Raw genomic sequence first — 12,537 nt, 5'->3', positions numbered from 1 at the left:
GCCCGGACGACCTGCTGCTGCGCCTGCTGATCGCGCTCGGCCTGGAAGAGAGCCGGGTACCGGCCGACCAGCACGCCCGGGGGGCCCAGTACCGCGCCCTGCTGCGCGAACGGCGCATCCTGCTGTTGCTCGACAACGCCGCCGACGAGGCGCAGATCCGTCCCCTGCTGCCGGGCACCGGCAACACCATGGTGATCATCACCAGCCGGCGGGCGCTTGCCGGCCTGGAAGCGGTCGACCGGCTCACCCTGCCCACGCTCACCGCGGATGAGGCGGTCACCCTGCTACAACGGATCATCGGACCGCCCCGGGCCATCACCGAACCGGAGGCCATGCGCGGTCTCGCCCGAGCCTGCGGGCACCTGCCGCTGGCCTTGCGGATCGCCGGTAACCGGCTGCTCAGCCGGCCGCACTGGAGCGTCGGCCACCTGCTGTCCCGGCTTGCCGACCAGGACGACCGGCTCGACCTGCTGGTCGCCGGGGACCTCCAGATCGCCGCGCCGTTCATGCTCTCGTACCGGCAACTCAGCCCCGCCGCGGCGCGGACCTTCCGGCGGCTCGCGGTGCTCCCCGGCCCGGACGCCGGCCTGGAGCTGGCCGCCCAGGCCGCCGGACTGGAGCCGCGGCAGACCGAGGCGGCGCTGGAGGAGCTGGCCGAGCTCGGGCTGCTCCAGCCGGCCACCGACGGCCGCTACCGGTTCCACGACCTGATGCGGCTCTTCGCCCGCGCCCGGCTGTCCGCCGAGGAGACCCCGGCCGTACGGCAACAGGTCGAACAGCAGGTGGTCACCTGGTTGCTGGAAACCGCTGTCGCCGCCGGACGATGGTTCGAGCCGGCGTACGCCGCCGCACCCGAACCCGCAGGCGGCTGGGCCACGGCGCAGGACGCCGGCGGTTGGATCGAGCAGGAGAGCGGCAACTGGTTCGGCGCGCTGCGGCTGGCGGCGGCCGCCGGCCGGCACGCCGAGGTGCTGGCCGTGGCGGACGCCATGCACTGGTTCTCGGACCGGTGGATGCACTGGGCGCACTGGCTTGAGGTGTACCAGCTCTCGGCGGCCTCAGCCGAGGCACTCGGCGATCCCCGCGACCGCGCGGTCCACCTGAACTACCTCTCCTGGGCGTACACCACCTGCGCGCACCGTCCCGACCTGGCCGAGACGCCGGCCCGCGAGGCACAGCGACTGGCCGCCGTGGCGGGCGACCTCAGCCAGCAGGGCTGGGCCTGGACCTACCTCGGTTTCGCGGCCCGGCGGCGCGACGACGCCGCCGGGGCCGAGACGGCGGCCCGGCAGTCGCTGCCGCTGTTCGAGGCCGGCGGCGACTGGGACGGGTACGCCCAGGGTCTGTCCCTGCTGGCCGGCAGCCTCGCCGGCGCCGGCCGGCACCGGGAGGCCATCGCGCAGTACCGGCGGCTGGACGCCCTGCTGACCGACCCGGACCGGGCGCCATCACCGCTTGTCGTCGAGGTCACCGCCGGTCACGTGCACCTGAACATCGGGCTGAGCCTGCTGACGTTACGCCGGTGGACGGCCGCCGCGGCGAGCTTCCGGGCCGCGCTGCCCCGGCTGCAACGCTCCGGCGTACGGCAGAGCGAGGCGCGCTGCCGGTACGGCCTGGGTGACGCGCTCGCGCATCTGGGCCGGGTGGACGAGGCCCGGGTCGAACTACGCCGGGCGGTCCGGACAGCCCGCCAGGTCGGACCGGCGGAGTTGGTGGACACGGCGCTGGAACGGCTCGCCAAACTACATCTCGGCCGGAGAACCGCTGGCGGGTGACATCCGGCATTCTCCGATCGGCAACAGATCGGAGTCGGTAACGGTCCGGGGTGGCGGGCATACTCATCGTATGCGGCATGAAGGGCACCGCCACGGCAGGACCGGTCGACCGACGACAGAGACCCGCGACGCAGTGGCCACGGCACACCCGGGCGTCCATGGTCACCATGCCATCGAGCGGCGCCATCTGCTCGGTGGGCATCGCTTCGACGACGCCGCGCACCTGCTGGCGTTGCAGCGCGCAGTGGGCAACCGGGGCGTCGGCGAGTTGCTCACCGCCCAGCGGATGTTCCAGAGCCCGGCCCAGGGCCAGGGTCAGGCCGCCGGGGCGCCGGCACCCGCGGTCACCCTCACCGAGGTCGAACAGCTCCAGGCATACCACCGCAACGTCGTGAACCGGCATGTCCGGGCCTTGCTCGACGAGTTGATCCCGCACCTGCAACGGGTCTCGACCTGGACCCCGGCGCCGGGCACGGGCGGTGGCCACACCCGCAACCTCGGGCCGGCCCCGACCGGCGGCTCGCAGTACGAGATCAGCTATGCCAGCGGCGGCAGGGACTCGGAGCGGATCGCCGTGCTGGTGCACGAACTGACCCATGTCGCCGTCAACGAGGCCTACGACTCGGACATGCTCAACTACCCGGTGGCGCCGCTACCGGCGGGCTCGACCGCGGCCGATGAGGGAGCGCGGCAGGACGAGCGCGTCCGCGCCACCAACCAGGACCAGATCAACGCGTTCCAGGCGCATGCCGTCCGCAACGCGGCCGAGTTGCTGGAGCTGCTGCCCGCGGCGGGGTTCGGTGCGAGCCGGATGCAGGAGGTGGCGAACAAGCTCAGCGGCCACACCGCTCAGAAGCCGCTGCACGAGTACGACGCCGTCCTCAGCCACCTGCTGGTCTGGGCCGAACGCGACGACGTCTCCCGCACCACGCCGTTCTATCAGCGGTTGACCGCGTTCGTGGCCGAGGCCGCCGGATGGCGGCAGGCCGGCGCGGTCAACCCGACCGCCGCCCCGGACACCCTCAACGAGCAGCGGGACCGGGTCATGAACGCGCGACTGGCGATTCCCTCCCCGAGAGCGACCACCACCGCGGGAGCGGGTGCGGCCGCAGCGGGCGCGAGCAGCACGGCCAGCCGGAGCATCCGGAGCATCCGGGACCAGGCGAAGGCCACCCTCAGCAAGCTGTCCAGACGGTTCCCGAGGGGCGACCAGAGCTGACCGGGGGCCGGGCGGTGGCCGGCCCCCCGCGACCCACCGGAACGACCGGTGGGAATCAGCAGGTGTTCAGCATGCTAGTGAGCGCCGACTTCTCGGCACTGTCGACGGTGAGGCCGTAATACCACTTCACCTGGATCCAGGCCCGCGCGTAGGTGCAGTGGAACGCGGCCTGCGGTGGTTTCCAGGCGGCCGGGTCCTTGTCACCCTTCGACGAGTTGATGGTGCCGGTGACCGCCCACAGCTCCGGGCCACCGAGGTCGTTGGCGTAGGTCTGGCGCCGCGCGGTGGTCCAGGACCAGGCCCCGGAGCGCCATGCCTCGGCGAGCGGCACCACGTGGTCGATGGAGATCTCGGCCGGATTGGTACGGGTGACGCCGTCGTACGGGCTGTACCAGGATCCGGAGGTCGGGTAGCAGCTGGCGTCGACCACCACGTTGCCGCCGTCGCGCTTGAGCACCTGCTCGCGGGTGTTGCAGGTGCCGGTGATCGTGATCCAGTGCGGGAACAGGTCGCGGTTGTAGCTGGACTGGTGGGACTCGGCGGCGACGGTGAGCGAGTTGAGCCGGCTCAGCGCCGTGCTGTACGCGGGGATGTTGGGCGGGGTGGCCTGGGCCGGTGCCGGGACTACGAGGACGGCCAGGGCGATGACGGCCACCAGGGCGGCCTTGGGTACGCGAGCCATCGGACGACTCCTTGCTGTCACCTGCCACGACGGGTGGGGGTGCCCGTCTGACGCATGGCGGGGACAACAGGAATTCTCGCAGACATCGTGATCTTTGGATCAGTCCTGGCCGGGAAGTCGTCGTGAACTCAAGGTTGCCCGGGGTGGTCAGGGTTCCGGGCTGCGGCTGACCGTCCGGATGTAGCCGTTGAGCAGGGCGAAGTCGCGGCACTGGCCGCCGCCACCACCGACGCCGTCCAGTGCGGTGCCGGCCTGTCGGCAGTTGACCCGCAGAGTCACCACCGCGTCGGCGGGAATCTCGATCGGGGAGACCACGTGGTAGTCCAGGTCGCGGAAGTTCTGCAACGCCACGGTCTGCACAGTCGTCCCGTCGATCACCAGGTCGAGGCGGCCCTCGTCGCCCTGCGGGTTCTGCAGGAAGATGTCGGTGAGCACGACGACCCGCCGGGCGGGCACTGTGTACTGGTCGGTGCGGGTGGCGCCGGCCGGTGCGGTCACCGCGAGCCGCCGACTGAACGAGTCGGCGCCCGGTGGCAGCGCGGGCACACCGGTCCCCGCGGTCGGGCTGGGACTGCGGGTGGGCCTCGGCGCGACCGGTGCGGCACTGACCGCCGCCGCCGCCTGGTCGGCCTTGGTCTGCGCCTCCTGGGCGCGGGTGTCGGCGGCCTGGGCCTGCTGGGCCACCGGGGCGACCTGCTCCTGGGCGGCCTCCTCGGCCAGCGACTTCACCGACGGGCGCAGCAGGGCATACCACAGGCCCGCGCCGAGCAGCGCCAGCACCAGCAGCGCCGCCACCACCCGGCCGATGCCCGCCGGTAGCACCGGCTGCTGCACCGTGGCTGCGTCGAGCCGGGCCGGTTCGACCTCGTCGGCGACCACGTCGACCTGGAACGGCCTGGTGACCGGCTGACCGCGCCACAACCACTTGCGGCTCCTGGCGCGGACCTGCACGAACGCGGCCTCACCCGGCGCGACGGTGAGCACCTCCGGCCGGATCGCGAAGGCGAGCTGATTGTTCGGGTCGCTGCCGCTCAACGCCACGCCGAGGGGGATGTTGCCGACGTTCGCCACCGACACCTCGTGCCGGCCGGTGCGCCGCCCGTGCGAGGTGCGCGGCAGGATCTCCGGGGCCACCGCCGCGAAGGGCAGCACCCGTACGGTGGCCTCCGGGACCACCTGCGCGTCCGGACGCTCGGTCGGGGTGACCCGCACCGCGAACGGTCGATCGCCGGCCACCACCTGCGCGGAGCGCGGTGGGTGGAAGCGGACCAGGGCCGTGCCGGTGTCACCCGGGTAGACCGTGACGGCGGGCGGTTCCACGCTCGTCCAGTCGGCCGGTTCGCCGAGCACCTCGATCGCGTACGACTCGACTATCGATCCGGTGTTGCGGATCTCAAGCCGGCAGCTCGACTCGCTGCCCGGACCGACCTCGACCAGGTCGGCGTCCAGGAAGGCCTCGGTGGTCATGGTCGCGACTCTAGGAGCGGCCGGTCCGGTCGAATCAGGAATAGAGGCGGACCTTGGGGCAACGCCAGGGGTCCGTTGAGCCCACGTTGACTGCACGATTGGCGCACCCGGCGATACTCGGCGCGACGTGTCTTCGACTGAGCCTGCTTGGGGGAGCTCATGCGACGTCTGCCCGTTCACCTCTACTCCACCGACGTGATTTCCCGGGCCGGTGTGGTGAGTCAGCTGCGACCTCGCCCCGAGGTGTTGCTGCTCGACGAGACCGAAGCCGACCAGGCCGCCGTCGCCGTGATCATCAGCGACACCATCGACGAGCCGACCCTGCGTACGCTGCGGGCGCTGCGCAGCCGCAGCCGCTGCGCCCTGGTGCTGGTGGTGACCCAGGCCGACGACGCCGGCCTGGTCGCCGCCGTGGAACAGGGGGTGGCCGGCATCATGCGCCGGTCGGAAGCCAGCGCGGACCGGCTGGTGGCGGTGATCCAGGCCGCCGACGCCGGTGAGGGTGCCGTGCCGCCGGACCTGCTCGGACGGTTGTTGCAGCAGGTCGGGGCGTTGCAGCGGGAGGTGCTCGGGCCACGTGGGCTGACCTTCGCCGGCCTGGCCGAACGGGAGGTGGAGGTGCTGCGGCTGGTCGCCGACGGCTTCGACACCGCCGAGATCGCCACGAAGCTGTCCTACTCACAGCGGACGATCAAGAACATCCTGCACGACGTGACCAACCGGCTGCACCTGCGCAACCGCTGCCACGCGGTGGCGTACGCGCTGCGCAACGGCCTGATCTGAGGACCGTCCCGGCCACTGCGTGCCCGTTCGGGCAGGCCGCGCTGCCCGCAGACCGGCCCGCACCGGCACGCCCCGCACCGACGGCGACCGCCAGGGTGATGGCACGTGTGTCCACGGGAGGTGTCGTGCGCTGGGGCAGCCGCCGCTGGGGTGTCATGGTGCTCGGTCTGCTGGCCGGGCCGGCCATGGTCGCGCCCGAGCCGGCCCCGCCCACGCCACCGCCCACCGCTGCGGCGGCACCGGCGGCCGAGGTCGACTACCGGCTCGGCTACACCAGCACCGAACGACCCACACTCGTGGTCGACCGGGTCGGTGCCCGCGCCCCGCAGCCGCTGCTGAGCACGGCCGAGCGCGGCGACGCCGAGCAGGACGCCGACGCGCGGGCCGACCGGCTGGTCTGGGTGGGACGCCGGGCCACCGCCGGCAACGCCGACCTGACCGGCGGCCTCTGGCTACGCCGGCCCGGGACCACGCCGGTGCGGTTGGTCGGCGGCCCCGGCACGGTGGCACATCCCGCGCTCTCCCCGGACGGCCGGCGGGTCGCCTTCACCAGCGACCGGGCCGGCAACGCCGACATCTGGACCATCGGCACCGACGGCAGCGGGCTGCGTCGGCTCACCGACCATCCGGCCGAGGACAGCTGGCCGACCTGGTCCCCCGACGGCACCCGGATCGCGTTCGCCAGCACCCGGGCCGACCTCGCCGGTGACCTCTGGGTGATGCCGGCGGCCGGCGGGGCACCGACCCGGATCACCGACGGCCCGGCCGCCGACAGCCAGCCCGCCTGGTCACCGCAGGGCCGCCGGATCGCCTTCACCACCACCCGCTTCGCCCCGGCCGGCAGTCCCGGCCTGCGTACGGTGGCGACGGTGGCCGCGACCGGCGGCGCGGTAACCCGGGCGGTGCCCGGTCCCGGGGACGCCACCGAGCCGGCCTTCTCGCCCGAGGGTGACCGGATCGCCTTCACCACCACCCGCGACGACCCCTCCGGCGACGTGCACCTGCTGCGCGACGGGCGGGTCACACCGGTGGCCACCGGCCCGTTGCCGCAGCACCACCCCACCTGGCGCGGCGGCGATCTGATCTGGACCGGCACCGACACCGACCGCACCAGCGACGTGTGGAGCGCCGACCGGGCCGGCGGTGACCGGCGCGACCTCACCGCCCGACCCGGACGCGACGAGAGCGCACCGGCCTTCAGCCCCGACGGCACCCGGCTGGCCTACAGCGCCGAGCAGCCCGAGGGCGGGGCCCGCATCGTGGTCGCCGACGCCACCGGCGCCAACCCGCAGGTGTTGGCGCCACCGGGCACCACCGCCGCCGACCGTGACACCGATCCGACCTGGTCGCCGGAGGGGACCGCGATCGCCTTCACCCGTCACACCTCGGACAGGCTTCGACCGTCACGGATCCTGGCCGTGTCGGTGACCGACGGGCGGCTGCTCACCGAGGTACCGATGCCCTGGTTCCTGCGCGGCACCGACACCCAGCCGTCCTGGTCACCCGACGGGCGGCAGTTGGCGTTCGCCCGCGACGCCCGGGCCCGCGACAGCGAACTCGAATGGCCCGTGGTGGACCGGCCCGCGCCGCCCGGCACCACCATCGACTTCACCCAGTCGGTGCGTACCCCGCAGATCCCACCCCGACCGGACATCGTCTTCCTGGTCGACGACACCGGTTCGATGGCCGAGCCGGGCGAGGGTGGCACCAGCGTCATCGAGCAGCTCAAGGCCCGGCTGCCCGAGGTGATCGCCGACGTCCGCACCAGCGAGCCGGACGCCCGCTTCGGCCTGGCCACCTTCAGTGGTCGCGGCGGCGAAGGCGAGTTCGACCCGTTGATGTACTACCCCCGGCAGGCGGTGACCGCCGACGACGCCGCCATCGACCGGGCCGTGGCCAGCCTGACCGCCGACAGTGGATTCGGCACCGAGAACTGGTTCTACGCGCTGCGGCAGATCGCCCGCAACGACCGGATCGGCTTCCGGCCGGACGGCAGCCGGGTGGTGGTGCTGATCAGCGACACCGACAGCGTCGACAAGACCGCCCCGCCGCCGGAGCAGGCCGAGATCACCGAGGCCGGGCTGCTCGGCGAGCTGCGGGCCGCCGGGATCGCGCTCATCGGCGTACCCATCGCCGGTGCCGACTTCGAGCGCGGGCTCAACTTCGACGGCGCGGCCGGGCGGATCGCCACCGCCACCGGCGGGCGGCTCACCGCCGACAGCGACCCGGCCGATCTGATCGACGCGGTGCAGGGTGCCATCCGCGGCCTCACCGTCACCGTGCGGCCCAGTGCCAGCTGCGAGGACGGCCTCTCCGTCACCTTCGACCCCGACCCCGCGCGGGTGGAGGCCGGCACCCGGGCGCGGATCCGGGAGGACATCACCGTCGCGCCGGACGCGGTCCCCGGCTCGGTGCTGCGCTGCACCATCACCTTCGACCTCGACCCACCGCAGCCCAACCGCGACGCCGTGCAGGAACTCATCGTCCGCGTCGCCGACCCCCGTGGGCCGTTCGTCCGGGTGGACGACGTGCGTGTGCCACCCACCGGGCCGGACGGTGCCCGGGTCAACTACCAGGCGTCGGCGGTGGATCCGGTCGGCCGGCCGCTGCCGGTGAGCTGCGTGCCGCCGCCCGGCTCGCTCTTCCCGATCGGGCAGACCGTGGTGACCTGCACGGCCACCGACCGCGACGGCCGGACCTGGTCGGACCCCGGTCTGATCATCGTGACCGACCCGGCGGCCCTCGGCAGTCGGATCTGGCTGGCCCGCCTCGATGGCGACCCCGCCGGCACGCTGACCGTCACCGACCAGACGGACCTCAGCGCCCGGGTGGGCGAGACCTGCCCGAGTCGCGCCAGCGACCGGGCACCGGCCTGGTCCCCCGACGGCGGCGGGATCGCGTACGCCGACAGCTCCGGTGACCTGTGCGTGGTGCGACCCGACGGCACCGGGGCACGGCATCCGTTGGCCGCCGCCGACCGGGGCACCCGGACGGCGACGGACCCGGCGTGGTCCCCGGACGGTCGACGGATCGCGGTGGCATTGGCCCATGTTCCGGCACCGGAACCTCCGGCGGTCGGCGGCTCGGACATCGTGGTGCTGCCCAGCGGCGGCGGCCCGGCCACCACAGTGATCCCGCAGGTGGGCCGCGAGCCGGCATTCCAGCGCCTGCCGGTGCCCGACCTGAGCCTGACCGTCTCGGTGAACGCCCAGCCCGGCTATGTCGGCGGCGACCCGAGCACCGTCACCTTCACCGTACGCAACGCCACCGCGCTGCCGGCCGACAACGCCTGGCTGGACATCACCGTGCCCGCGCCGCTGCTGCCGCTGGCCAGCGCCGATGCCCGCTGTGACATCGGTCGGCGACTCTGCCGCCTCGGCACCCTCGGCCCCGGCGCCCAGCAGGTGATCCGGGTGGTGTTGGCGCCGCGCGCGGCGGTCGCCGCCCCGGTCGTCGGCCAGCTCAGCGCAACCGTACGGCAGGTGCCGGCGACGCGGACCGCGCAGGCGCCGGTGCGGGTGCTGGCACCGGCCGTCCGCGTCGACCCGACCATCGGCCCACCCGGCTTCGTCACCGCGGCGATCGGCACCGACTTCCCGCCCGGCGCCCGGGTGCGGCTGCGCTGGTCACCGGGGATCACCACCACTCCGGACACGGTCACCGTGGCGGCGGACGGCAGCTTCCGCACCCAGATCCTGGTGCTGCGCAAGGACACCCTGGGCCCGCGTGACCTGAGTGCCGAACGGGTCTCCGGTCGCGCCTTCGCGCCGGTACGCGCACCTGAGCCGTTCCTGGTGGTGCCGCGTGGGTTCGCCCCGCCCCTGTTCGCCGGCCGGGGGTGAGGCGGTGATCCACGAAATCGACGACGCGCTGCGCCGGCTGGTACGCGACGAGGCGCTGCCCGGCTCCGGGGTGGACATCGTGCTGGAGGCCCCCACCAAGGAGTGGGCCGCCCGCCGCAACGCCCCCACCGTCAACCTCTACCTCTACGACATCCGCGAGGATCTGCGCCGCCGCTCCCGGGGCCTGGTCAACGAGTACGACGAGCGGGGCCAGGTGGTCCGCCGGGTTGCCCCGCCCCGCTACATGAAGCTGTCCTACCTGGTCACCGCCTGGACGCAGCGGCCGGAGGACGAGCACCGCCTGCTCTCCTCGCTGCTGCTGTGCTTCCTGCGCTTCGACGCCGTGCCGGCGACCGTGCTGACCGGCTCGGTGGCCACCATCGGCATGCCGGTGCCGATGACCGTCGCCCTGCCGCCGCCGGAGGACCGGGCCTTCGCCGACGTCTGGACCGCGCTCGGCGGCGAGTTGAAGCCGTCGCTGGATCTGGTGGTCAGCACCCCTGTGGACAGTGGCCGGGAGGTGCCGGTCGGGCCACCGGCTCACGAGGGCGTGGTCGCCGAGGTCGCCGACACCACCACCGGCGGCGAGGCCGACCGGGTCGGGCACCGCCGGGCCAGGGCCGGGAGCTGACCGCGTGCTCGACCAAACGCGGCCGCTGCTGCACCGCCTCCAGCGCCTGGAGCTGGCGGTACGCGCGGCGGTGGCACGTCGGCGGGAGAGCGACCCGCAGCCCGACGACCCGTTTCGCGGTCTCTACCTCTCCGACGAGACCGTCGACGCGGCGCTGGCCACCGCCCGCGAGCCCTTCGACCTGTGGCCCGCCGGGCCGGCAGGAGTCGGGCCGGAAGGAGTCGGGCCGGAAGGCACCGGCCCGGCAGACGGCGGCCCGGCAGACGGCCGCCGGGCAGACGGCCGGTCGGAACGCGACGGGCCGGAGGGCATCCGGCTCGAGGGCAGCGATCGGTTGTCGGCGCTGGCTGACGCGGCCGGGTTGACGCCGCTGGACGAGGCGCTGCTGCTGGTGGCGCTCGCCCCCGACGTGGACAGCCGGTTCGAGCAGTTCTACGGCTACCTCAACGACGATGTGACCCGCCGCCGTCCCTCGATCGGCCTGGCGTTGCGGCTCTGCGGGCTGCCCGAGGCAGCCGCCTCGGGCCGGTTGCGGCTGGCCGCCGGCGCGCCCCTGGTCGACCTGGCGTTGCTGCGGGTCGACTCCCCCGACCGGCCGGTGCTCAGCCGGGGGCTCTGGGTGCCGGACCGGGTCGGCGGGTGGCTGCTCGGGGTGGACGCGCCCGAGCCGTCGTTGATCGGGCTCGCCACGCCGCTCACCCCGGCCGGTCCGCCGCCGACCGGGGCGGCAGCGTTGGGGCGGGCGCTGGCCCGGGCCGGGGCCCGCCTGGCGTACCTGCGGGAACGCACCGGCGGCAGCGCGACGGCCCTGGCGGTGGCCGCGCTCGACGACGCCGGGCGGGCCGCCCTCGGGGTCGACCTGCCCCGGCTGGCCGCCGATCCGCAGCCGGCGGAGTTGGCCACCGCGCTGGTCCGGGAGGCGTTGCTCACCGGGGCGGGGTTGGTCGTGGGCCCGGTGCAGGGCGACGAGCCGTGGGCGGTCTGGGCCCGGTTGACCACCGGTGAGGTGCCGGTGCTGGCCTACGGCACGCAGCCGTGGGATCCGGCCTGGACGGCACGCGCACCGGTGCAGGTGGAGGTCGTGCCGCTCAGTGCCGCGGAACGGGCGGCGGTGTGGCGGTCCGCGCTGCCCGACGGGCTCGTCAACGGTCTCGATCCGGCCGCCGCCACCGCACAGTTCGTGCTGGGTGCGCCGGCCATCCGCCGGGCCGCCTCGGTGGCCGTACAGCTCGCCACCGCCGCCGGAGAACCGGTAGGTGAGGCGCACCTGCGGGCCGGTGCGCGTACCCAGAACGCGGCCGGCCTGGAGCGGCTGGCCCGGCGGATCGTGCCGGAGGTCGGCTGGGACGACCTGGTGCTGCCGGCGCCGACGCTGTCGCTGCTGCACGAGTTGGCTGGCCGGGCCCGGCACCGGGACCGGGTGCTGCGCGAGTGGCGGATGCGCCCCGGCGGCGGGCGCGGGCACGGGGTGACCGCGCTCTTCGCCGGTGACTCGGGCACCGGCAAGACCATGTCGGCCGAGGTGGTGGCGGGCAGCCTGGGGCTGGAGCTGTACACCGTCAACCTGGCCACGGTGGTGGACAAGTACGTCGGCGAGACCGAGAAGAACCTGGAACGCATCTTCGGCGAGGCGGCCGGGGTGAACGGGGTGCTGCTCTTCGACGAGGCCGATGCCATCTTCGGCAAGCGCTCCGAGGTCCGCGACGCCCACGACCGGTACGCCAACATCGAGAGCGCGTACCTGCTGCAACGGATGGAGACCTTCGACGGGCTGGCGGTGCTGGCGACGAACCTGCGGGCCAACCTGGACGAGGCGTTCACCCGCCGGCTGGACGTGGTGGTGGACTTCCCGGTGCCCGACGAGGCGGCCCGCCGGGCACTGTGGGACCGCTGCCTCGGCACCCGTGCGCCCCGCGCCCCCGACGTGGACCTGGACTTCCTCGCCGACGCCTTCGAGTTGGCCGGCGGCCACATCCGCTCCGCCGCCATCACCGCCGGCTACCTGGCCGCCGGCGCGGATCGCCCGGTCGGCATGGCGGAACTGATCGGCGCGGTCGGCCGCGAGTACCGCAAACTAGGCCGCCTCACCCTGGAAAGCGAATTCGGCCCCTACCTAACCCTGGCCACCTGACCCACCC

Annotated in this window: 8 protein-coding genes; 6 read left to right on the top strand and 2 right to left on the bottom strand. The window is 73.9% G+C overall.

All coding sequences use genetic code 11. The annotated features are described in order from the left end of the window. Positions 1-1,775: NB-ARC domain-containing protein (locus C1I93_RS22270; RefSeq protein ID WP_111245242.1), on the top strand; the 1,775-nt coding region annotated here is incomplete at its 5' end. 133 nt (positions 1,776-1,908) lie between these two features. After that, positions 1,909-2,994: a hypothetical protein gene (locus C1I93_RS22265; RefSeq protein WP_111245241.1), complete on the top strand. Its 1,086-nt coding sequence runs from the start codon at positions 1,909-1,911 to the stop codon at positions 2,992-2,994. A 55-nt stretch (positions 2,995-3,049) separates the two neighbouring features. Here C1I93_RS22265 and C1I93_RS22260 read toward each other — a convergent pair whose 3' ends face one another. Together C1I93_RS22260 and C1I93_RS22255 are read right to left on the bottom strand one after the other, a co-directional pair. After that, positions 3,050-3,676, bottom strand: a complete 627-nt coding sequence (locus C1I93_RS22260; protein WP_111245240.1) for an HNH endonuclease family protein — start codon at positions 3,674-3,676, stop codon at positions 3,050-3,052. Between the two features lie 147 nt (positions 3,677-3,823). Beyond that, on the bottom strand, positions 3,824-5,143 hold the full coding sequence (locus C1I93_RS22255) for a COG1470 family protein (RefSeq protein WP_111245239.1): 1,320 nt from the start codon (positions 5,141-5,143) through the stop codon (positions 3,824-3,826). A gap of 159 nt (positions 5,144-5,302) precedes the next feature. On the opposite strand from C1I93_RS22255, the gene C1I93_RS22250 reads away from it, so the two are divergent. The 4 genes from C1I93_RS22250 (at position 5,303) to C1I93_RS22235 (ending at position 12,530) form a co-directional block, all read left to right on the top strand. After that, on the top strand, positions 5,303-5,926 hold the full coding sequence (locus tag C1I93_RS22250; RefSeq protein WP_111245238.1) for a response regulator transcription factor: 624 nt from the start codon (positions 5,303-5,305) through the stop codon (positions 5,924-5,926). A 125-nt stretch (positions 5,927-6,051) separates the two neighbouring features. Continuing rightward, complete coding sequence (locus C1I93_RS22245; protein ID WP_181445282.1) at positions 6,052-9,768, top strand: VWA domain-containing protein; 3,717 nt, start codon at positions 6,052-6,054, stop codon at positions 9,766-9,768. A 4-nt stretch (positions 9,769-9,772) separates the two neighbouring features. Next, positions 9,773-10,399, top strand: coding sequence for a Pvc16 family protein (locus tag C1I93_RS22240; protein WP_111245244.1), 627 nt, complete (start codon positions 9,773-9,775; stop codon positions 10,397-10,399). A gap of 4 nt (positions 10,400-10,403) precedes the next feature. Next, complete coding sequence (locus C1I93_RS22235; protein ID WP_223256658.1) at positions 10,404-12,530, top strand: ATP-binding protein; 2,127 nt, start codon at positions 10,404-10,406, stop codon at positions 12,528-12,530. The last annotated feature ends 7 nt before the right edge of the window (positions 12,531-12,537 follow it).

Source organism: Micromonospora endophytica (assembly GCF_003236305.1).
GTDB classification, from domain to species: Bacteria; Actinomycetota; Actinomycetes; order Mycobacteriales; family Micromonosporaceae; genus Micromonospora; species Micromonospora endophytica.
This window is presented reverse-complemented; position numbering and strand designations above follow the sequence as displayed.